Raw genomic sequence first — 22,635 nt, 5'->3', positions numbered from 1 at the left:
CCAGCCTACCGGTCCCGGCGGGGGCCGCCGACCACACCGGGGCGGGCGGCGGCGCCCCGCGCGCGTGCGGGGTGTGTCAGCTGGTCCGGGCCATCGCCTTCACGAAGGCGTGCTCCACGTCGGCGGCCGAGAGGACGCCGTAGATCTCGCCGGACTCCTCCACGACCAGGTACTCGGTGGCCGGGGTGGCGCGGAGGGCGTCGAGGAGGTCCTCGCCGTTGAGCTCGGCGGAGACGCGCATGCCGTCGGTGAGGTCCTGTGCGAGGCCGCTGACGGCGACCCAGGGGCGGCGGTGTTCGGGGACGCCGACGATGGCGGCCTCGCGCACCAGGGAGAGGGGTTCGCCCTGCGCGTCGACGACGACGAGGGCGCGGGCGCCGGCGTCGTTGGCGCGGCGCAGGGCCTCGGAGAGCGGGGTGTCGGTCTCGACGGGGACGGCGCGGCGGGTGAGGGTGCGGGCGCGCAGCTCGGGCAGGTGCTCGCGGAGCCGGGCCATGCGCAGGCTGTTGCCGGCGCCGGTCCAGATGATCGCGGCGAGGATCGCGGCGAGCAGGGCGTCGGTGACGGTGTCCATGCCGCCGAAGTTCTCGGGGTCCGCGCCGAGCGCGCCGGAGTGGGTGAGCAGGGGCAGCCCGAGGAGGACCGATACGGCGAGTGCGCGGCCGACCCAGGCGGCGGCGACCGTGCCGCTCATGGGCTTGCCGGTGATCTTCCAGACGACGGCCCGGAGCATGCGGCCGCCGTCGAGCGGGAGGCCGGGCAGCAGGTTGAACGCGGCCACGATGAGGTTGGAGATCATCAGTCCGGCGAGCAGGACGCCCGGGACGGTGCCGGGTTCGACGCCCTGGAGGGCGAGGTAGAACACGGCCGCGAGGACGAGTGACAGCAGCGGGCCGACGAAGGCCAGGACGAACTCGCGGCCCGGTGTCTCGGACTCCTTCTCGATCTCCGAGACGCCGCCGAAGAACTGGAGCTGGATCCGGCGCACCGGCAGCTTGAAGCGCAGGGCGGCGACGGTGTGGGCGAGTTCGTGGACGAGGACGGAGGCGTAGAAGGCGACGGCGAAGAACAGCGAGACGAGGTAGCGGGCGCCGCCGAGCTCGGGCAGGACGCGGTCGAGCTGGCCGCCGAACACCCAGGTGATCAGCGCGGCGACGAGGAACCAGCTGGGCGCGACGTAGACGGGTACGCCGAAGGGTCGCCCCATGAGGATGCCTCCGCCCGGCTCCTTGGGGCGGTGCGGTGCCTGCCGGGGCCTGGTGGCGCCGGAGGAGGCGAGGGTGCGTGCGGGGTCGTCGTCGGGGGCCGCGGGGTTCCGGCGGATCGGCTGGGGGCCGGTACCGGGGCCGCTGTCCGGCGAAGCCGCGCGGTCCGGCCGGGGCGCGGCGTCCTGCGGGGCCGCCGGGGCCGTACCGGTCACCGGCGCCCGGGGGGCCGCCGGCTCGGGACGCGCCGGTCCGTCGGGGGCGGGGCCGGACTTCCGCAGCAGGTCGTCACGCACCGACGGCTCGGGGCGCGCAGGCTCGTCGTCGGGAACGGCGGCGGGGCTGGAGCCCGGCGGGCCGCCGTGCGGAACCGCCGGCTCGGGCCGCGCCGGCTCGTCGGGCCCGGCCGGCGGTACGTCACCATGCGCCGACGACTCGAGCCGCGCGGGCTCGTCGAGGTCGGCCGTTGAGCCGGCCCCGGGCAGGCTGCCGCCGTGACCCGACGATCCGGACCGCGCCGGCTCGTCGCGACCGGCCGCCGAGCCGGACACCGGCGGCACGCCGTCACGCACCGACGGCTCGGGGCGCGCAGGCTCGTCGTCGGGAACGGCGGCGGGGCTGGGGCCCGGCGGGCCGCCGTGCGGAACCGCTGGCTCGGGCCGCGCCGGCTCGTCGCGACCGGCCGCCGAGCCGGACACCGGCGGCACGCCGTCACGCACCGACGGCTCGGGGTGCGCAGGCTCGTCGTCGGGAGCGCCCGCGGGTCCCGGGCCCGGCAGGGGGCCGTCAGGGCGCGCCGGTCCGTCGGGGGTGGTCTTGGGTGCGGGGTGCTCTCGGGTGGGGGTGGTGTGGTCGGTCGTGTTCTCGGGGGTCGGCCGGTCGTCGCGCGGCTTCGCCTCGTGTGCGGTGTCCGCGGCCGGGGTCGACGGCCCCGCAGGGCGCTCGGCCGCCTCGTCGCTGCCGGATCGCGGCTGCCCGCTCCCGCCGCTCTCGTCCACGGTGTCCCCTCATTCGAAGCGTCCTCCGCCGTCGCTCATGCGGAGCGGAGGGGTTTGCGGTCGATGCTATGCGGTCGTTCCCGCTCGTTCCGCCCCGGCACCCCTTCCGTTCCCCGCGCTGTCGTACGGCGGCTCCCGCCCCGTGTGCGCGGATCCGGCCACGGTGCGGCCCGGCGGCACCGTCCGTGACCAGGTGGACACCGCCGCCCGCACAGGTACCCGCCGCCCCTCGCCGCAACCGTCCGTGACGGCGCGCACACCGGTACGCCTCCCGGTACGCCTTCCCGGGTGACCGCCGGGCGGGCCTTCTGTCAGTGGTGGGCCGTATGGTCTTGGGCATGGAAACCCGCACCGCCGACGGCACCGGCTCCCCCGCGTCAAGCGGTGCCGTGGCCGCCGCGCCCCCGTCGTCGCTGTCGCCCTCGCGCGCCGGCGACTTCATGCAGTGTCCGCTGCTCTACCGGTTCCGGGTGATCGACAAGCTGCCCGAGAGACCGACCGAGGCGGCCACGCGCGGCACGCTGGTGCACGCGGTGCTGGAGCGGCTCTTCGACGCGCCCGCCGCCGAGCGTACGGTGCCCCGGGCCACGGCGCTGGTGCCCGGCCAGTGGGAGCGGCTGCGCGAGGCGCGGCCGGAGGTCGCGGAGCTGTTCGCGGACGATCCGGAGGGCGAGCGGCTGGCCCGCTGGCTCGGCGAGGCGGAGCGGCTGGTCGAGCGCTGGTTCACGCTGGAGGACCCGACCCGGCTGGAGCCCGCCGAGCGTGAGCTGTTCGTCGAGGCCGAGCTGGAGTCGGGGCTGAGACTGCGCGGCATCATCGACCGGGTCGACGTGGCGTCCACCGGTGAGGTGCGGATCGTCGACTACAAGACGGGCAAGGCGCCGCGGCCGGAGTACGCCGAGGGCGCGCTGTTCCAGATGAAGTTCTACGCGCTGGTGGTGTGGCGGCTGAGGAAGGTGGTCCCGCGCCGGCTGCAGCTGGTGTACCTGGGCAGCGGTGACGTGCTGACGTACGACCCGGTCGTCGCGGATCTGGAGCGGGTGGAGCGCAAGCTGCTGGCGCTGTGGGAGGCGATCCGGCTCGCCACCGAGACCGGTGACTGGCGGCCGCGCCCCACCAAGCTGTGCGGCTGGTGCGACCACCGGGCGGTCTGCCCGGAGTTCGGCGGGACTCCCCCGCCGTATCCGCTGCCGGTCAGGGCGCCCGTGGCGGGCGGGGACGCCCAGGGCAGAATGGGGCGGGACTAGCGAAGGAGACTCCTGTGGCCATCCGTGTCCTACTGGTCGACGACCAGCCGCTGCTGAGAACCGGCTTCCGGATGATCCTGGAGGCGGAGCAGGACATCGCGGTCGTCGGCGAGGCCGGGGACGGCCTCCAGGCGCTCGACCAGGTGCGGGCGCTGCAGCCCGATGTGGTGCTGATGGACATCCGTATGCCGCGGATGGACGGTGTCGAGGCGACCCGGCAGATCACCGGGCCCGGCCGGGACGGTCCGGCCAAGGTGCTGGTGCTGACGACCTTCGATCTCGACGAGTACGTGGTGGAGGCGCTGCGGGCGGGGGCCAGCGGCTTCCTCCTCAAGGACGCGCCGGCGGGCGAGCTGGTGCAGGCGATCCGTGTGGTGGCGGCCGGCGAGGCGATGCTCGCGCCGAGCATCACGCGCCGGCTGCTGGACAAGTACGCGACGCATCTGCCCTCCGGCGAGGAGCCGGTGCCGGACGCGCTGCACACGCTGACCGACCGTGAGGTCGAGGTGCTGAAGCTGGTGGCGCGGGGGCTGTCCAACGCCGAGATCGCGGCCGATCTGTTCGTCAGCGAGACCACCGTTAAGACGCACGTGGGCCATGTCCTCACCAAGCTGGGCCTGCGCGACCGCGTGCAGGCGGCGGTGTACGCGTACGAGAGCGGGCTGGTCCGTCCCGGCGCCGCGCAGTAGTCCGTACGGCACCGAGGGCGCCCCTTCGCGGCGAAGGGGCGCCCTCGGTGCGTCTGGCCGGGTGGGGCGGCGGCGTGGTCCGGTCAGCCGGTGACGCCGCGGCCGAGCTCCCACAGCTGCAGGATGGCGGAGGAGTTGATGGCCCACTCCGCGCCCGTGATGCCGTCCCGCGCCGCGAGGTACTGCTTGCCCTGCCACAGCGGCAGGACCGGCACGTCCCTGGCGACGATGTCCTGGATCCTGTTGATGCTCTCCGCGGCGTTGAGGCGGTCGGCCGCGCGGCGGGACTCGGGGATGAGGGTCTTGCGGATCTCGCTGTTGTCGTACGGCGAGCCGAGCATGTTGTTCGCGTCGAGGAACGGGGCCGTGAAGCTGTCGGCGTCCGCGAAGTCGGGGAACCAGCCCATGCCGTAGACGGCGTACTCGCCGTCCATCTCGGCCGGGCGGAAGGTCTCCCAGGGGGTGCCCTCGATGTCGACGTCGAACAGCCCGCTGTCGTTGAGCTGCTTCTGCAGCTGCTCGAACTCCTGCTTGGTGGCGGAGCCGTAGTGGTCGGTCGTGTAGTGCAGGGTCAGCTTCACCGGGGTGGTGACGCCGGCCTCGGTGAGGAGTTCCTCGGCCTTGCCGCGGTCGGCCTCCCCGTACCTGTTGAAGAACGAGTTGGTGTGACCGGTGACGCCGGCCGGGACGAGCGAGAAGAGCGGCGCCGCCTGGGTGCCGTACACCTCCGTGATCAGCTTGCCGCGGTCGATGAGCTGGGCCATGGCCTGGCGGACGGCGGCGTCCTTGACCGGCTCGGCGGTGGTGTTGAAGCCGAGGTAACGAATCTCCAGACCCGACGTCTCGACCAGGTCGATGTCGCCGCCCGAGGACGCGGAGAGCTTGTCGATCTGCTCCGGCGTCATGCTGCGGGTCATCACCTGGATGTCGCCCTTCTCGAGCGCGGCGCCCATGGCGTCGGCGTCGTCGAAGGCGCGCAGCTCGACCTTGTCGTTCTTCGGCGTCAGGATCCCCTTGTAAGTGGGGTTCTTGGTGAAGACGATCTTGGCGAGTGCGCCGTTCTCCATCTCGGCCTTGAGGGTGTACGGCCCGGAGCCGTCGACCTCCACGCCGTCACGGAGCTTGTCCTTGGCGTAGTCCTTGGAGTTGACGATGCCCGCCACGGGGGTGGAGAGCTTGAACGGCAGGGTGGCGTCGGGGCTGTTGAGGTGGAAGATCACCTCGCGGTCGCCCTTGGTCTCCACGAGTTCGATCGTCGACAGCAGGGCGTAGACACCGCTGTCGGCCTCGATGGAGCGCGCGCGGTCGATGGAGAACTTCACGTCCTCGGCGGTGACCGGGTCTCCGTTCGCGAACTCCAGGCCCTCGCGCAGCGTGCAGGTGTAGCGCTCGTTGCCGCTGTCGGTGAAGCGGCAGCTCTCGGCCGCCTCGGGCTCGGGCTCGCCCTCGCCGCGGGGCTGCGCCATGAGGGTCTGCACGGTGTGCCGCAGGATGTTCCACGTACCGATGTCGTACGCGTACGCGGGGTCGAGCGGCGCCGGGGCTTCCTTGGACACGGTGAACTTGTCGGTGGTGCCCACGACGATCGCTTCCCCGCCGCCGCCCCCGCCGTCGGATCCGCCGCAGGCGGCGAGCACGGGAGTGAGCAGGCCTATGACGGCCGGCAGCACCAGGGTCTTGCGCTTCATGCTCGTGTTTCTCCAGAGCTGTCGATGGCGTGGACCCGGCGGCTGGGGTGTGCGGGCGGGTCACGGGGGTAAACAGTGTTGTCGCGACGACATTAGACCGAACCGTGAGCACCGCTTGCGGGCACCGGAGTTGATCCGTACTCACCTTCCATCACGCAGCGGAACCGGGTGTGGACGCACTGAACAGACACTCAGCCGCGCGATGGGCGCACGATGCGCCAATCGGGACACATGGGTGCACCGATCACCCCGGAACGGGACATGCGGGCACGCCCCGACAGCGATGTCGACCCCTCGTCGAGTGGCGAACGTCACAACGGCGGAGTGGATCGGCGGCTATCGGAATTCGGCCGGCCGGAGCCGCCGAATTCCGCGCGCCGGGGCCGTTCCGGCTTTACGGCGCATTCCCGTCCGTACGCCAGGTGATCACCTGGCGCATTTCCGTGATCAGCCCATCAGACCACAGTCGGGTCTCCTTCCGCCGCCATGAGGGCGCGGAGAAAGGGCAGATCGACTTCTTCCAGGGAACGGACGACCGTGCGCCGGGCGGCGGGGACGATGGGTGCCACCGAGGGGACCGCGACCACCTGGCAGCCCGCCGCCTCCGCGGCCGCGATACCGGTCGCGGTGTCCTCGACCACCACGCAGCGGGCCGGATCGGCGCCCAGCCCGGACGCGGCCAGCAGGTACGGGTCGGGGTGCGGCTTGGTCCGCTGCACCTCGTCGCCCGCGACGGTCAGGTGGAAGTGCTGGGGTCCCAGCGAGGCGAGGACCCGGTCGATGATGCGCCGGTGGGAGGCGGAGACCAGCGCGGTGGGGATGTCGTACGCGGAGAGCTCGGCGAGGAGCCGGGCGGCGCCCGGCATCAGCGGCAGGGTGCGCCCGATCCGGTCCTCGAACCCCTCGTTGAGCAGCACGGAGAGCTCGTCGAGGGTGATGTCCGCGCCCGTGGCCTCGATCAGGAACCCGGCGCTGCGGGTCATGGGGCCGCCGACCACGACATGACGCCAGGAGTCGTCGAGCGTGTGGCCGAGGCGCGCGAAGACCTCCACCTCGACGTCCCACCAGAAACCCTCGGTGTCCACCAGGGTGCCGTCCATGTCGAGGAGCACGGCCTGCAGCGCGGAGCCGTCGGTCGCACCTGTACCTGGCGCGGGGACCGTCGTCGTCATCCCGGCACACCTCCTTGGGGGACGAGCAGGCCGGTTCCCGTGCGGGGAACCGGCCTGCGATGGGCCGACCAGTGTACGACTCCGCCCGCCGCGGCGCTCGGTACGGCCGCGGCGCAAGAGGCGGGACACGGCCTCGCCCGGCCCGCGTCCCGCGGAGCGCTCAGCGCGCGTTGAAGTACTTCGCCTCGGGGTGGTGGATGACGATGGCGTCGGTGGACTGCTCGGGGTGGAGCTGGAACTCCTCGGAGAGCGTCACGCCGATCCGCTCGGGCCGCAGCAGGTCGGCGATCTTCGTGCGGTCCTCCAGGTCCGGGCAGGCGCCGTAGCCGAGGGAGAACCGGGCGCCGCGGTACTTCAGGTCGAACATGTCCTCGATCGCGGCCGGGTCCTCGCCCGCGAAGCCGAGTTCGGAGCGCACGCGCGCGTGCCAGTACTCGGCGAGCGCCTCGGCCAACTGCACGGACAGGCCGTGCAGTTCCAGGTAGTCGCGGTAGGCGTTGGCCTCGAAGAGCCTGGCGGTCTCCTCGCCGATGCGGGAGCCGACGGTGACGACCTGCAGCCCGACCACGTCGGTCTCGCCGGACTCCTCGGGGCGGAAGAAGTCGGCCAGGCACAGCCGGCGGCCGCGGCGCTGGCGCGGGAAGGTGAAGCGGGTGCGCTCGTTGCCCGACTCGTCCAGCAGGATCAGGTCGTCGTCCTTGGACACGCAGGGGAAGTAGCCGTAGACGACGGCGGCTTCGAGGAGGTTCTCGGTCTGCAGCCGGTCCAGCAGGCCGCGCAGGCGCGGGCGGCCCTCGGTCTCCACCAGTTCCTCGTACGACGGACCGTCGCCGGTGCGGGCCTGCTTGAGTCCCCACTGGCCCTTGAACAGCGCGCCCTCGTCCAGCCAGGAGGCGTACTCCTTGAGCTGGATGCCCTTGATCACGCGGGTGCCCCAGAACGGCGGCGTGGGCACGGGGTTGTCGGTGGCGACGTCCGAGCGCACGTGCCCTTCCTCGGGGCGCTCCTCGACGGCCGTCTGCGCGGTGGCCCGCACCCGGCGCTGCCGAAGCTCCGGCAGGCTCGCCCCGGGCACGCCGCGCTTGACCGCGATGAGGGCGTCCATCAGGCGCAGGCCCTCGAACGCGTCGCGGGCGTAGCGGACCTCGCCCTCGTAGATCTCGTGCAGGTCCTGCTCGACGTACGCACGGGTGAGGGCGGCGCCGCCGAGGATGACCGGGAAGCGGGCGGCCAGGGCGCGCTGGTTGAGCTCCTCCAGGTTCTCCTTCATGATCACCGTGGACTTGACCAGCAGGCCGGACATGCCGATGACGTCGGCCCGGTGCTCCTCGGCCGCCTCGACGATCGCGGAGACGGGCTGCTTGATGCCGAGGTTGACCACGTTGTAGCCGTTGTTGGACAGGATGATGTCGACGAGGTTCTTGCCGATGTCGTGCACGTCGCCGCGGACCGTGGCCAGCACGATGGTGCCCTTGCCCTCGGCGTCGGACTTCTCCATGTGCGGTTCCAGGTGGGCCACCGCGGTCTTCATGACCTCGGCGGACTGGAGCACGAACGGCAGCTGCATCTGGCCGGAGCCGAACAGCTCGCCGACCACCTTCATGCCGTCCAGGAGCGTCTCGTTGACGATGTCGAGCGCGGGGCGCTCCGTCAGGGCCTCGTCCAGGTCGGCCTCCAGGCCGTTGCGCTCGCCGTCGACGATGCGCCGCTTCAGGCGCTCGTCCAGCGGCAGCGCGGCCAGTTCCTCGGCCTTGGACGCCCGCAGCGACTTGGCGGTGGCGCCCTCGAACAGCGCCATGAGCTTCTGCAGCGGGTCGTAGCCCTCGCTGCGGCGGTCGTAGATGAGGTCCAGGGCGGTGGTGACCTGTTCCTCGTCGAAGCGGGCGATGGGGAGGATCTTCGACGCGTGCACGATCGCCGAGTCCAGGCCGGCCTTGACGCACTCGTCGAGGAAGACGGAGTTGAGCAGGATGCGCGCGGCCGGGTTGAGGCCGAAGGAGATGTTCGACAGGCCGAGGGTGGTCTGCACGTCCGGGTGGCGGCGCTTGAGCTCGCGGATCGCCTCGATGGTGGCGATGCCGTCCTTGCGGGACTCCTCCTGGCCGGTGCAGATGGTGAAGGTCAGCGTGTCGACGAGGATGTCCGACTCGTGGATGCCCCAGTTGCCGGTGAGGTCGGCGATCAGCCGTTCGGCGATCTCGACCTTCTTCTCGGGCGTACGGGCCTGGCCCTCCTCGTCGATGGTCAGCGCGATCAGCGCGGCGCCGTGCTCCTTCGCCAGCTTCGTGACCCTGGCGAAGCGGGACTCGGGGCCGTCGCCGTCCTCGTAGTTGACCGAGTTGATCACCGCGCGGCCGCCGAGCTTCTCCAGCCCGGCGCGGATGACGTCGACCTCGGTGGAGTCCAGCACGATCGGCAGGGTCGAGGCGGTGGCGAAACGTCCCGCCAGCTCCTCCATGTCGGCGACGCCGTCGCGGCCCACGTAGTCGACGCAGAGGTCGAGCATGTGGGCGCCCTCGCGGATCTGGTCGCGGGCCATCTCCACGCAGTCGTCCCAGCGGCCGTCCAGCATGGCCTCGCGGAACTTCTTGGAGCCGTTGGCGTTGGTGCGCTCGCCGATGGCCAGGTACGAGGTGTCCTGGCGGAAGGGGACGGTCTGGTAGAGGGAGGCGGCGCCCGGCTCGGGGCGGGGGGTGCGCTCGACCGGGGTGAGGTCACGGACCCGCTCGACGACCTGGCGCAGGTGCTCGGGGGTGGTGCCGCAGCAGCCGCCGACGAGGCTCAGTCCGTAGTCCTGGACGAAGTTCTCCTGCGCGTCGGCCAGACCCTCGGGGCCGAGCGGGAAGTGCGCGCCGTCCTTGGTGAGCACGGGCAGGCCCGCGTTCGGCATGCACAGCAGCGGGATGCGGGAGTGCCGGGTGAGGTAGCGCAGGTGCTCGCTCATCTCGGCGGGGCCGGTGGAGCAGTTCAGGCCGATCATGTCGATGCCGAGCGGCTCCAGGGCTGTCAGCGCGGCACCGATCTCGGAGCCGAGCAGCATGGTGCCGGTCGTCTCGAACGCCATCGACACCAGCAGCGGCACCTCGACGCCGGTGGCCTCCATGGCGCGCCGGGCGCCCAGGACGGACGACTTCGTCTGGAGCAGGTCCTGCGTGGTCTCGACGATCAGGGCGTCGGCGCCGCCGGCGAGCAGCCCCTCGGCGTTGGCCTGGAAGCCGTCACGGATCGTGGCGTACGGCACGTGGCCCAGGGTCGGCAGCTTGGTGCCGGGGCCGATCGAGCCGAGCACCCAGCGCTGCCGGCCGTCACCGGCGGTGAACTCGTCGGCCACCTCACGGGCCACCCGCGCGCCCGCCTCGGACAGCTCGTGCACGCGGTGGGCGATGTCGTACTCGCCGAGGGCCGCGTGGTTCGCGCCGAAGGTGTTCGTCTCCACGCAGTCGACGCCCACGGCGAAGTACGCCTCGTGCACGGAACGGACGATGTCGGGGCGCGTGAGGTTGAGGACCTCGTTGCAGCCTTCGAGGTTCTGGAAGTCCTCCAGGGTCGGCTCCTGGGCCTGGAGCATGGTGCCCATGGCTCCGTCGGCGACCACGACGCGCGTGGCGAGGGCGTGGCGGAGGGCGTCGGACCGGGTCCGGCTGTCGGGGGCGGTGTCCCCGGCGGCGGAGGCGGGGGCTGCGGGGGACGGGTTCGGCGACGAGGCCATGAAGGTGCTCCCTGGAGTGCGACGGCTGTCGGCTTTGCGGCTTCCCTCGGAAGGCGCACGCGGCCAGGGTAGCCCGGAGCGGCGCGATCCCGTCAGGGGCGTCCACGGGACGGACGTGCCTCGGCGCGCCCGCGACATGCGGTTTACTCCGACGACCGCCCTCGTCGCGCGGGGGCGGGGCCAGGTCCGTTCCAGGGAAATCCCGAACCTCCCCGCCTTCACCGCGGCGAGAATGCGGCGTCGGACATTGGCCGCGCCCTGACAGTCACGGGTAGTGTTCGGCATTGCCGAACGGTGTCAGTCGAGTCGCACACCGGCGGCCGAAGGGGACGGAGGCAGACGGCCATGGCACGGAACATCCAGTCGCTCGAACGGGCGGCCGCGATGCTGCGGCTGCTCGCGGGCGGCGAGCGACGGCTCGGTCTCTCCGACATCGCCTCGTCGCTGGGCCTCGCCAAGGGCACGGCCCACGGCATCCTGCGCACCCTCCAGCAGGAGGGCTTCGTGGAGCAGGACGACGCCTCCGGCCGCTACCAGCTGGGCGCGGAGCTGCTGCGCCTCGGCACCACGTACCTGGACGTCCACGAGCTCAGGGCGCGCGCCCTGGTGTGGGCGGACGACCTGGCCCGCGCCAGCGGCGAGAGCGTCTACCTCGGGGTGCTGCACCAGCAGGGCGTACTGATCGTGCACCACGTCTTCCGGCCCGACGACAGCCGGCAGGTCCTGGAGATCGGGGTCATGCAGCCGCTGCACTCCACGGCCCTGGGCAAGGTGCTGTCGGCGTACGACCCGGTCGCGCACAGCGAGGTGGTGGACAGCGACCGCAAGACGTTCACGGAGCGCACGATCAGCGGGCTGCAGGAGCTGGAGAACGTCCTGGCGCTCACCCGCGCGCGCGGCTACGCGGCGGACGTGGAGGAGACCTGGGAGGGTGTGGCGTCCATCGCGGCGCCCATCCACGACCGGCGCCGCATGCCGGTCGGGGCGGTCGGCATCACCGGCGCCGTGGAACGGATCCGCCGGGACGAGGAGCTGCGCCCCGAGCTGATCGCGTCGGTACGGGACTGCGCCCGCGCGATCTCCCGGGACCTGGGCGCGGCCCGGTTCTGACCCCGTACCGCGCCCACGGGGGCCGGGCCGCCGCACCGGGCGTCCCGGCCTCCCCTCTGCCCTCCCGCCCGCGCCCGTCCGCCCCTCTGCACGCACGTGCGTAACACGCCCAGGTGGGTATGAGGCCGAAGCGATCAATAACGATCGTGTTTTCAACAACGGAACTCTTGACGGATATGTGGAGACAGGACGAGACTCGCGTCCATCGGTCGGCATTGTCGAACACTTACCGGTAATACGCGTTACAGTGGGACAACGCCAAGGGCCGGATTCGCTCTCATCCCTGAGAGCGCGACGAACCACCGGAGGGACCCGCGGTTCACCCGGGGTTCGCCTCCCCCTGGACGAAGGACAAAGGAGTCGCGGGTGTCCAGCTCCGACATCTTCATCGGCGAGACCATCGGTACCGCCGTGCTCATCCTGCTGGGCGGCGGCGTGTGCGCCGCCGTCACTTTCAAGCGCTCGAAGGCGTACAACGCCGGCTGGCTGGCCATCGCGTTCGGCTGGGGCTTCGCGGTCCTGTCCGGCGCGTACCTGTCGAGCGGGGTCTCCGGTGCCCATCTGAACCCGGCGGTCACCATCGGTCTCGCGATCCAGGGCGGCACCAAGTGGAGCAATGTCCCGCTCTACCTGGCCTCGCAGCTCCTCGGCGCGATGATCGGCGCCGTACTGGTCTGGATCACGTACTACGGGCAGTTCCGCGCCCACCTGACGGACCCCGAGGTCATCGCCGCACAGCCGGTCGAGGAAGGCATGGTCGACCAGAGGACCGCGCCGAAGGCGGGCCCCGTGCTCGGCATCTTCTCCACCGGCCCCGAGATCCGCAACGCCGCGCAGAACCTCGCGACGGAGATCATCGCCACCGTGGTGCTCGTCCTGGTCATCCTGACCCAGGGCCTGAACGCGGGCGGCGACGGCCTCGGGGTGCTGGGCGCCCTGATCACCGCGCTGCTCGTCGTGGGCATCGGCCTCTCGCTCGGCGGTCCGACCGGCTACGCCATCAACCCGGTCCGCGACCTCGGTCCGCGCATCGTGCACAGCCTGCTGCCGCTGCCGAACAAGGGCGGCTCGGACTGGGCCTACGCCTGGATCCCGGTCGCGGGACCGCTGATCGGCGGCGCGATCGCCGGCGGCATCTACAACCTCGCCTTCGCGTGACGCGCCGGACAGCCGCCGTCACCACCCCGGATACGACTCCATGAGCGCCACGAGCCACCGAGAAGCAGGGAGCACACCCGTGACCGACGCCCACACCGCCGGACCCTTCATCGCCGCCATCGACCAGGGCACGACCTCGTCCCGCTGCATCGTCTTCGACCGGGACGGCCGCATCGTCTCCGTCGACCAGAAGGAGCACGAGCAGATCTTCCCGAAGCCTGGCTGGGTCGAGCACGACGCCGCCGAGATCTGGACGAACGTCCAGGAGGTGGTCGCCGGAGCCGTCGAGAAGGCCGGCATCACCCGCGACGACATCAAGGCCATCGGCATCACCAACCAGCGCGAGACGACGCTGATCTGGGACAGGAACACCGGTGAGCCCGTCCACAACGCGATCGTCTGGCAGGACACCCGCACCGACGCCCTGGTCAGAGAGCTCGGCCGCAACGTCGGCCAGGACCGCTTCCGCCGCGAGACCGGCCTGCCGCTGGCCTCCTACTTCGCGGGTCCCAAGGCGCGCTGGCTGCTGGACAACGTCGAGGGCCTGCGCGAGCGCGCCGAGGCCGGCGACCTGCTGTTCGGCACCATGGACAGCTGGGTCATCTGGAACCTGACCGGCGGCGTGGACGGCGGCCGGCACGTCACCGACGTCACCAACGCCTCCCGCACCATGCTGATGAACCTCCGCAAGATGGAGTGGGACGACCGCATCTGCGAGTCGATCGGTGTGCCGCGGCAGATGCTCCCCGAGATCCGCTCCTCCGCCGAGGTCTACGGCGAGGTCAAGGGCGGCCGCCTCGGCGAGCTGCTCGGCGGCATCCCGGTCGCCTCCGCGCTCGGCGACCAGCAGGCGGCCCTGTTCGGCCAGACCTGCTTCGACGAGGGCGAGGCCAAGTCCACGTACGGCACCGGCACCTTCATGCTGATGAACACCGGCGAGAAGGCCATCAACTCGTACAGCGGGCTGCTGACCACCGTGGGCTACCAGATCGGCGACAACAAGCCGGTCTACGCCCTGGAGGGCTCCATCGCCGTCACCGGTTCGCTGGTGCAGTGGATGCGCGACCAGATGGGCCTCATCTCCACCGCCGCCGAGATCGAGACGCTCGCGACCTCGGTGGAGGACAACGGCGGCGCGTACTTCGTACCGGCCTTCTCCGGCCTCTTCGCCCCGTACTGGCGCTCGGACGCCCGCGGTGTGATCGCCGGTCTGACCCGGTACGTCACCAAGGCGCACCTCGCGCGCGCCGTCCTGGAGGCCACCGCCTGGCAGACCCGCGAGATCACCGACGCCATGACCAAGGACTCCGGCGTCGAGCTGGCCGCGCTCAAGGTCGACGGCGGCATGACCTCCAACAACCTGCTGATGCAGACGATCTCGGACTTCCTGGACGCCCCCGTGGTGCGCCCGATGGTCGCCGAGACCACCTGCCTCGGCGCCGCCTACGCCGCCGGTCTCGCCGTCGGCTTCTGGGCGAGCACCGACGACCTGCGCGCCAACTGGCGCCGGGCCGCCGAGTGGACCCCCCGCATGGACGCGGAGACCCGCGACCGTGAGTACAAGAACTGGCTCAAGGCCGTCGAGCGGACCATGGGCTGGCTCGACGACGACGAAAACTGACGAGGAGCAAGACCCGAAATGACCAGTCAGTCCACCCTGCAGTCCGTGCCTGCCCTGGGAACGCGTCCGGCCGCCGGTACCGGCCCGAGCCGCGCCGAGACCCGGGAGCAGCTCTCCAAGGCGTCGTACGACCTCCTCGTGATCGGCGGCGGCATCCTGGGCATCTCCACCGCCTGGCACGCCGCGCAGTCCGGTCTGCGGGTGGCCCTGGTCGACGCCGGCGACTTCGCCGGCGCCACCTCCTCCGCCTCCTCCAAGCTCCTCCACGGCGGTCTGCGCTACCTGCAGACCGGCGCGGTGAAGCTGGTGGCGGAGAACCACTTCGAGCGCCGCGCGGTCTCCCGCCAGGTGGCCCCCCACCTGGCGAACCCGCTCACCTTCTACCTGCCCGTGTACAAGGGCGGGCCGCACGGCGCGGCGAAGCTCGGGGCGGGCGTCTTCGCCTACTCCGCGCTGTCGGCGTTCGGTGACGGCGTGGGCCACCTGCTGAGCCCGGCGAAGGCCGCGCGGGACGTGCCGGAGCTGCGCACGGACAACCTGAAGGCCGTGGCCGTGTACGGCGACGACCAGATGAACGACGCCCGGATGGCGCTGATGACGGTCCGCGCGGCCGTCGACGCGGGCGCCGTCGTCCTCAACCACGCCGAGGTCACCGGGCTGCGCTTCACCCGGGGCCGGGTCACCGGCGCGGAGGTCAAGGACCGGCTCTCCGGCGACGAGTTCGGCGTGGACGCCCGGCTGGTGCTCAACGCCACCGGCCCCTGGGTCGACCACCTGCGCAAGCTGGAGGACCCGGGCGCGGCGCCGTCCATCCGCCTGTCCAAGGGCGCGCACCTGGTGCTCAGGCGCACCTCGCCGTGGAAGGCCGCGCTGGCCACGCCCATCGACAAGTACCGCATCACCTTCGCCCTCCCCTGGGAGGACATGCTGCTGCTCGGCACCACCGACGAGGAGTACGAGGGCGACCCGGGCGAGGTCGCGGTCAACGAGAAGGACATAGCCCAGATCCTCGACGAGGCGGCCTTCTCCATCCGCGACCAGCAGCTCTCGCGTGACCTGATCACGTACTCCTTCGCGGGCCTCAGGGTGCTGCCCGGCGGCCCGGGCGACACCTCCAAGGCCAAGCGCGAGACGGTCGTCACGGAGGGCCGGGGCGGCATGCTGTCCGTCGCGGGCGGCAAGTGGACCACCTTCCGGCACATCGGCCGCACGGTGATGAAGAAGCTGGAGGCGCTGCCGGGGCACCCGCTGGGCGGGGACTTCGAGTCCGTCTCCGCGCTGCCGAAGAAGCTGCCGCTGCCGGGTGTCGCCAACCCGCGCGCGGTCGCCCACCGGCTGCTGGTCGACCGGCCCGCGCCCGGCCCGCGCATGGCGGCGGACACCGCCCGGCACCTGGCCACCCACTACGGTTCGCTGGCCTTCGACATCGCCCGGCTCGCCAACGAGAACCCCGAGCTGGGCGAGCGCGTCCACCCGGACGCCCCGGAGATCTGGGCGCAGGTCGTCTACGCCCGGGACCACGAGTGGGCCGAGACGGCCGACGACGTGCTGCGCCGCCGCACCACCCTGACGATCCGCGGCCTGGCCACGGACGAGGTGCGGGGCAAGGTGCAGGACCTGCTCGACAAGAAGTGACGCGGGACGCGTGAACCGGGACGGGGCGGCCCCCTGCGGGCCGTCCCGTCCACGGCGCCGGGACCGGCGTCCGGTGGGGTGGCGCATAATGTCGACCCAGACATCGGATGTCTATCCCGGGAGGCGCGTATGGCTGTCACGGACGAGGCGATCGAGAAGATCAAGGGAATGATCGTCTCGGGCGCGCTGCGCCCCGGCGACCGCCTGCCCAGGGAGGCCGAGCTCGCCTCCGGTCTCGGTCTGTCCCGCAACTCCCTGCGGGAGGCCGTGCGCGCCCTCGCGCTCATCCGCATCCTGGACGTACGGCAGGGCGACGGCACGTACGTCACGAGTCTGGCCCCGCAGCTCCTGCTGGAGGCGCTCTCGTTCGTGGTCGACTTCCACCGCGACGACACGGTCCTGGAGTTCCTCGCGGTGCGCCGCATCCTGGAGCCGGCGGCCACGGCGATGGCCGCGCCCCGCATCGGCGAGCAGCAGCTGGACGCGCTGGCGGCCCAGCTGGACCGGCTCGGGGACGAGCCGTCGGTGGAGGAGCTCGTCGCCTGCGACCTGGACTTCCACCGGGGCATCGTGCAGGCCTCCGGCAACTCGGTGCTCTGCTCGCTGCTGGACGGCCTCTCCGGCCCGACGACGCGTGCCCGCGTCTGGCGCGGCCTCACCCAGGAGGACGCGGTGAGCCGCACCCTCCACGAGCACCGCATGATCCTCGCGGCGCTCCGCGACCGGGACGCGGAGGCGGCCCGCTCCTGGGCCACGGTGCACATCGCGTCCGTGGAGCAGTGGCTGCGCTCGACCCTGTGAGACGCCCCTGCCGGGCGCCCCGTGCCCGGTTCGCGCGCGGGGCTCGTTCCCGTGCTTCAGGTCGTCGCAGGGCCTGGTGACAGCTCCGATCAATGGGGGGTGTGTCGGCCTGGCGAACGGGGCAGTGATCCGTTCACTCCCCCGTGCACGGGGGCTGCGGAGGCCGACTCGGCACGCCGTAAGGTTGGGATGTACACGAGGCACGTCGGAAGGAGGCGCTGGGTGATCGAGCTGGAGGGGGTTCCCGAGCTGATCGACCCAGTCATGGTGGCCGCGTTCGAAGGCTGGAACGATGCCGGCGACGCCGCCTCCGCCGCGGTCGCCCATCTCGACCGGGAGTGGAAGGGCGAGGTGTTCGCGGCGCTGGACGCCGAGGACTACTACGACTTCCAGGTGAACCGCCCCACGGTGTGGCTGGACGGCGGGGTGCGCAGGATCACCTGGCCGACGACCAGACTCTCGGTGGTCCGCGTCGGCGGGGACAAGCCCCGTGACCTGGTCCTGGTCCGCGGCATCGAGCCGTCCATGCGGTGGCGCTCGTTCTGCAACGAGCTGCTCGGCTTCGCGCACGAGCTGGGCGTGGAGCTGGTCGTCGTCCTGGGCGCCCTGCTCGGCGACACCCCGCACACCCGTCCGGTGCCGATCAGCGGGGTGACCTCGGATCCCGACCTGGCCCGGCGGATGGACCTGGAGGAGACCAAGTACGAGGGCCCCACGGGCATCGTCGGCATCCTCCAGGAGGCGTGCACGCACGCGGGCGTCCCGGCCGTCTCGCTGTGGGCGGCGGTCCCGCACTACGTGTCGCAGCCGCCGAACCCGAAGGCCACGCTGGCCCTGCTGAACCGTCTCGAGGACCTCATCGACGTGCGCGTCCCCCTCGGTGAGCTGCCCGAGGACGCGCGGGCGTGGCAGGTGGGCGTGGACCAGCTGGCCGCGGAGGACAGCGAGGTCGCCGAGTACGTGCAGACGCTGGAGGAGGCCCGGGACACCGCGGAGCTGCCCGAGGCGTCGGGCGAGGCGATCGCCCGCGAGTTCGAGCGGTACCTGCGCAGGCGGGACGGCGGCCCGGGCGGGCACGCCACCGCGGACGGCGATGGCGCCTCGTACCTGCGGGACAACCCCGGCACCCGGCCCCGCCCCCCGAAGCCGCCGCAGCGGCCGGGCACCGACGACGACGATTCCTCCGAGGACTGACGCTCCCGGGACCGAGTCCGAGAACTCCGGGACCGAGAGCTCCGAGGGCTCGGGTACCCGACGGCAACGCGGGCGGAGGGGCGGCGCACACCGGGCACCGCCCCGGCCGCGTGATGCCGCATCCCCTCCGGTGCGTGTCTGCTTCGCCACACCACTCCCCCACAGCTCACAGAACGCCTGTGCCCCCGACCCCCACGGGCATCCCCGCGACGGCTCGACAGCTCATCGACAGCATCTGGCCGGTTTGGTGCGTGACATCTCTTTCGAGACGGATTGCACAGGTTACCCAATTCAACTTGTTTTGAAACCGAGTTGGCGACGGCGCCCTTTACGGGGCGTCCCGGGCGTGCTTGGTTGTGCTCCGGAGGCGCGGCCCGGGGGGCGGTACATGGCATCCCGCCCTCATGGCCCGGTCCGCTTCCGGGCCACCCGCTACTTGGCACCCGCACGGACCGGAAGGAGCGGTACCCGATGACCGACCAGGTACAGCCGGAGCAGGGCCCGGGGGCGTCCGGACCCGGACCCGACGGAGCGGGATTCACCTACCGAGGAGCCGAGCAGGAACTGATCGTCGTCGCCCGCCCCGAAGCCCGGCTGCGCGCCCGGCCGGAGGGCGTCCGTTCGGCGGCCGGTGCCGACGTCTCGGCGCTGAACATGTTCCTCAGCGACGAGCAGCTCACGCTGGAGCCGCTGTTCGGCAGCGAGGAACGGCTGCACACCACCGCCGCGAGCGGTGAGCACGTACCCGACCTCACCCTCTTCTACCGGGTCCGCGGCGGTGGCGACCGGGCCGAGGAGCTGCGGTCGAGGATCGCCGCGCTGCCGGGCATCGACACGGCGTACGTGAAGCCGGGCGCCGTACCCGCGTCGCTCGGCTCGGTGGGGCAGAGCTCCGACGACAACCGCAGGATCAAGGAGGGTGCTCCGGTCACCCCCGACTTCACCAGCCGCCAGGGCTATCTGCGCCCGGCGCCCGAGGGCGTCGACGCGTACTGGGCCTGGCAGCGGCCCGGCGGGACCGGGCAGGGCGTCACCGTGATCGACGTGGAGGGCGCCTGGCAGTTCGGGCACGAAGACCTGTCCGCGAAGCTCGCGGGTGTCGTGGCCGGCACCCCGCTGACGGACCTGGCCTGGCGCAACCACGGCACCGCCGTGATCGGGGTGATCGGCGGCGACCGCAACGAGTACGGCATCACCGGCATCGCGCCGGACGCGACCGCCGCGGCCGCGTCCATCCAGGACATCGGGTCCGCGGCCGCGGTCCAGGCGGCCGCCGACCGGCTCGGACCGGGCGACATCGTGCTGGTGGAACTGCACCGGCCCGGGCCCCGCAACGACTTCGAGGTGCGCGACGACCAGCGCGGCTACATCCCGCTGGAGTGGTGGCCCGACGACTTCGCGGCCATCCGGTACGCGACCGCCAAGGGCGTCCTCGTGGTGGCCGCGGCGGGCAACGGCGGGGAGTCGCTGGACGACGCGGTCTACGAGCGCCGTCCGGACTTCTTCCCCGAGTGGTGGCGCAACCCGTTCAACCCCTCCAACCAGTCCTCGGGCGCGATCCTGGTCGGCGCCGGTGCCCCGCCGCCGGGCACGCACGGCCGCGACCACGGGCCGGACCGCTCGCGCCTGTCGTTCTCCAACTACGGGGGACGCGTGGACGCGCAGGGCTGGGGACGCGAGGTCACGACGACCGGAGGCTTCTGGGACCGGCCCGGCGATCTTCAGGGCGGGGCGGAGGAGGTCGTCTGGTACACGGACACGTTCTCGGGGACCTCGTCCGCCTCCCCGGTGGTGGTCGGCGCCCTGGCCTGCCTGCAGGGCATGCTGAAGGCGTCCGGCCAGGACCCGATGTCCCCGGAACGTGCCCGTCAGGTGCTGCGGGCCACCGGCTCCCCGCAGCAGAGCGCGCCGGGCCGGCCCGCGTCCCAGCGGATCGGCAGCCGGCCGGACATCAAGGCGGCGGTCTCCCGTCTGCTGCCGGAGGCGGTCGGATCGGGCCAGGCCGAGAGGTACTGGGACGAGCTGCTGCCGTACCCGCGTGAGCTCCCGCCGAGGCTCCGGCTGTTCGTGGCCGGGACCTGGCGGAACCTGAACGACCCGTCCCCCGAGATCCGCCACGCGGTGCACGCCGCGTTCGCGGGGGGACGGCCGGACGTCCGGGTCTGGTACTCGGACGACGAGATCGTCGGTCTGGTGGTCACGGGCTGAAGAGCGCGGGCGGACATGGCCGCCCGCGGACCGAGGACGGACGGACCGACGGACCGACGGACCGACGCAATGCCAACAACATCCACGGAAGGTGGCACCCGCATGAGCACCACCCCGCAGATGAGTCACTTGGGACAGCAGCAGGGCCAGCAGTTCCCGAGCACGTCCCCGTTCCAGCAGCAGGGCCAGCAGCCGTTCGGGCAGCAGGGCTACGCCCAGCAGCAGCCGTTCGGGCAGCAGCAGTACGGTCAGCAGCCGTTCGCGCAGCAGCAGCCCTTCGGCCAGCAGCCGTTCGGCCAGCAGCAGCCCATGGGGATGATGGGCGGCTCGCTCGAGCAGCTCCAGCAGCTCGGGCAGCAGCAGCCCTTCCAGCAGCTGCTCCAGCAGATGGGCCAGCAGGGGCAGCAGCAGTACGGGCAGCAGCAACAGCAGCAGCAGGACCAGCAGGCGCAGCAGCAGGAGCAGCAGATCCAGCAGCAGCTCCAGCAGGTGCTGATCGCCGCGGTCCAGCAGGTCGTCCAGCACGTGCAGCAGCAGCGCCTCGCCTCGGGCGTGGCGGACGGCTTCATCAACGTCGTCCACCCGCTGCAGGGCCACTCGCGCCACATCATCCTGCGCATCAACGGCCAGCTCCGGGTCCTGCAGTCGCCGACCCCGGACGCCCTCGTGGAGGTCCAGCAGGCCTTCGCGACCCGGCAGCCGGTCGTCGGCGTCTGGGACACGCAGTCGCCGCACATCCTGCGCAGCCTGCGGATCCAGCACATCTGATCCACCGGCTCCCGGCTCCTGTGTGAGCACGTGAGCGACAAGGGGCGCCTCCCCGAGCGGGGAGGCGCCCCTCCTGCTGTCGCCGTCACCGTCGCCGGACGACGTCGCCCGGACCTAGAGGGCCACGCCCAGCAGCGCGTCCACCGCACGTGTCACCACACCGGGCGCGCCCGTGTCGGTGCCGCCCGCCTCCTGCTGGAGCGCCGCCCAGCGGTCGACCGCGGCGAGCGCGGCCGGGGCGTCCAGGTCGTTCGCGAGGGCCTCGCGCATCTCCTGGACCAGGGCCTCGGCGGGCGGGCCGTCGGGCCGGGAGACGGCGGCGCGCCACCGGCCGAGCCGTGCCTCGGCGTCGCGGAGGACCTGGTCGGTCCACTCCCAGTCGGCGCGGTAGTGGTGGGCGTGCAGCGCGAGCCGTACGGCGGCGGGGTCGACGCCGTCCTGCCGCAGCCGGGACACGAAGACCAGGTTGCCCCGGGACTTCGACATCTTCTCCCCGTCCAGCGCGACCATCCCGGCGTGCACGTACGCCTTGGCCATGGGGAACTCTCCGGTCAGCACCTGCGCGTGCGAGGCGCCCATCTCGTGGTGCGGGAAGACCAGGTCGGAGCCGCCGCCCTGGACGTCGAAGCCCATGCCGAGGTGCTCCAGGGCGATGGCCACGCACTCGATGTGCCAGCCGGGCCGGCCCCGGCCGAGCGAGCCGCCGTCCCAGCTGGGCTCGCCCTCGCGGGCGGCCATCCACAGCATCGGGTCGAGCGGGTTCTTCTTGCCCGGGCGGTCCGGGTCGCCGCCGCGCTCGGCGGACAGCATCCGCATCGCGGCGGCGTCGAGGCGGGAGACCGAGCCGAAGTGGGGGTCGGAGCCGACGGAGAAGTAGATGTCCCCTTCGAGCTCGTAGGCGGCGCCCGCCTCACGGAGCCGCTCGACCAGCGGGACGATCGCGGGTATCGCCTCGACGGCGCCGACGTAGTGCCGCGGGGGCAGCATGCGCAGGGCCGTCATGTCCTCGCGGAAGAGGGCGGTCTCCTGCTCGGCGAGGGCCGTCCAGTCGACGCCGTCCCGCTGCGCTCGCTCGAGCAGCGGGTCGTCGACGTCGGTGACGTTCTGTACGTAGTGGACCTGCCGCTTGGTGTCGAGCCAGACGCGCTGCACGAGGTCGAACGCGTTGTAGGTCGCCGCGTGCCCCATGTGGGTGGCGTCGTACGGTGTGATACCGCACACATAGATACGGGCGACGGGACCGGGGTCGAGGGTCACCTGACGTCCGGTCGCGGTGTCGTGAATCCTCAGGTCGCGGCCCTGACCAGGCAGGGCGGGGACCTCGGAAGCGGGCCAGGCATGCATGTCATGAGCCTAACCGGACGGATGTTCCGTATACGAACGGGACCGGGCCGGATGGCCGGATGGGCCCTCTTGCGCCCGCATCGTCCTG

At 72.0% G+C, this 22,635-nt stretch carries 15 protein-coding genes; 10 read left to right on the top strand and 5 right to left on the bottom strand.

Annotated elements, in window-relative coordinates; genetic code table 11:
* Positions 1–76: 76 nt before the first annotated feature.
* Positions 77–1,690: a site-2 protease family protein gene (locus IEZ04_RS14695; RefSeq protein ID WP_373296317.1), complete on the bottom strand. Its 1,614-nt coding sequence runs from the start codon at positions 1,688–1,690 to the stop codon at positions 77–79.
* An 851-nt stretch (positions 1,691–2,541) separates the two neighbouring features.
* Between IEZ04_RS14695 and IEZ04_RS14690 the strand changes: the two genes are divergently transcribed.
* Positions 2,542–3,450 (top strand): RecB family exonuclease, encoded by a 909-nt coding sequence (locus IEZ04_RS14690; protein WP_189217289.1) that lies wholly within the window; start codon positions 2,542–2,544, stop codon positions 3,448–3,450.
* 14 nt (positions 3,451–3,464) lie between these two features.
* Positions 3,465–4,139: a response regulator gene (locus IEZ04_RS14685; protein ID WP_189217288.1), complete on the top strand. Its 675-nt coding sequence runs from the start codon at positions 3,465–3,467 to the stop codon at positions 4,137–4,139.
* 83 nt (positions 4,140–4,222) lie between these two features.
* Here the strand turns inward: IEZ04_RS14685 and IEZ04_RS14680 are convergent, their stop codons facing one another.
* The 3 genes from IEZ04_RS14680 to metH all read right to left on the bottom strand — a co-directional run bounded on the left by IEZ04_RS14680 (position 4,223) and on the right by metH (position 10,708).
* Positions 4,223–5,827: an ABC transporter substrate-binding protein gene (locus tag IEZ04_RS14680; protein ID WP_189217287.1), complete on the bottom strand. Its 1,605-nt coding sequence runs from the start codon at positions 5,825–5,827 to the stop codon at positions 4,223–4,225.
* A 455-nt stretch (positions 5,828–6,282) separates the two neighbouring features.
* Positions 6,283–6,999, bottom strand: a complete 717-nt coding sequence (locus IEZ04_RS14675) for an HAD family hydrolase (protein ID WP_189217286.1) — start codon at positions 6,997–6,999, stop codon at positions 6,283–6,285.
* Positions 7,000–7,159: 160 nt separating this feature from the next.
* The gene (metH, locus tag IEZ04_RS14670) at positions 7,160–10,708 is read right to left on the bottom strand and encodes a methionine synthase (protein ID WP_189217285.1); all 3,549 of its coding nucleotides are present in this window, start codon (positions 10,706–10,708) and stop codon (positions 7,160–7,162) included.
* 345 nt (positions 10,709–11,053) lie between these two features.
* On the opposite strand from metH, the gene IEZ04_RS14665 reads away from it, so the two are divergent.
* The 8 genes from IEZ04_RS14665 (at position 11,054) to IEZ04_RS14630 (ending at position 21,203) form a co-directional block, all read left to right on the top strand.
* Positions 11,054–11,818, top strand: coding sequence for an IclR family transcriptional regulator (locus IEZ04_RS14665; protein ID WP_189217284.1), 765 nt, complete (start codon positions 11,054–11,056; stop codon positions 11,816–11,818).
* Between the two features lie 366 nt (positions 11,819–12,184).
* Positions 12,185–12,976, top strand: coding sequence for an MIP/aquaporin family protein (locus IEZ04_RS14660; RefSeq protein WP_189217283.1), 792 nt, complete (start codon positions 12,185–12,187; stop codon positions 12,974–12,976).
* Between the two features lie 79 nt (positions 12,977–13,055).
* Positions 13,056–14,597 carry a glycerol kinase GlpK gene (glpK, locus tag IEZ04_RS14655; protein ID WP_189217282.1) on the top strand — a complete coding sequence of 514 codons (1,542 nt, stop codon included), beginning with the start codon at positions 13,056–13,058 and terminating at the stop codon, positions 14,595–14,597.
* An 18-nt stretch (positions 14,598–14,615) separates the two neighbouring features.
* Positions 14,616–16,232, top strand: a complete 1,617-nt coding sequence (locus IEZ04_RS14650) for a glycerol-3-phosphate dehydrogenase/oxidase (RefSeq protein ID WP_189217281.1) — start codon at positions 14,616–14,618, stop codon at positions 16,230–16,232.
* 129 nt (positions 16,233–16,361) lie between these two features.
* The gene (locus tag IEZ04_RS14645) at positions 16,362–17,033 is read left to right on the top strand and encodes a FadR/GntR family transcriptional regulator (RefSeq protein ID WP_189217280.1); all 672 of its coding nucleotides are present in this window, start codon (positions 16,362–16,364) and stop codon (positions 17,031–17,033) included.
* A 222-nt stretch (positions 17,034–17,255) separates the two neighbouring features.
* Positions 17,256–18,227, top strand: coding sequence for a PAC2 family protein (locus IEZ04_RS14640; RefSeq protein ID WP_189217279.1), 972 nt, complete (start codon positions 17,256–17,258; stop codon positions 18,225–18,227).
* A 471-nt stretch (positions 18,228–18,698) separates the two neighbouring features.
* Positions 18,699–20,435 carry a S8 family peptidase gene (locus IEZ04_RS14635; protein WP_189217278.1) on the top strand — a complete coding sequence of 579 codons (1,737 nt, stop codon included), beginning with the start codon at positions 18,699–18,701 and terminating at the stop codon, positions 20,433–20,435.
* A gap of 102 nt (positions 20,436–20,537) precedes the next feature.
* On the top strand, positions 20,538–21,203 hold the full coding sequence (locus IEZ04_RS14630) for a hypothetical protein (protein ID WP_189217277.1): 666 nt from the start codon (positions 20,538–20,540) through the stop codon (positions 21,201–21,203).
* Between the two features lie 114 nt (positions 21,204–21,317).
* Here the strand turns inward: IEZ04_RS14630 and mshC are convergent, their stop codons facing one another.
* A complete protein-coding gene (gene mshC / locus IEZ04_RS14625; protein WP_189217276.1) occupies positions 21,318–22,547 on the bottom strand; it encodes a cysteine--1-D-myo-inosityl 2-amino-2-deoxy-alpha-D-glucopyranoside ligase in 1,230 nt (409 codons plus the stop codon).
* Positions 22,548–22,635 lie beyond the last annotated feature (88 nt).

This window comes from Streptomyces ruber, assembly GCF_014648075.1.
Classification (GTDB): Bacteria; Actinomycetota; Actinomycetes; order Streptomycetales; family Streptomycetaceae; genus Streptomyces; species Streptomyces ruber.
The sequence above is the reverse complement of the archived record's forward strand: the minus strand, read 5'-3'. Positions and strand labels throughout refer to the sequence as shown.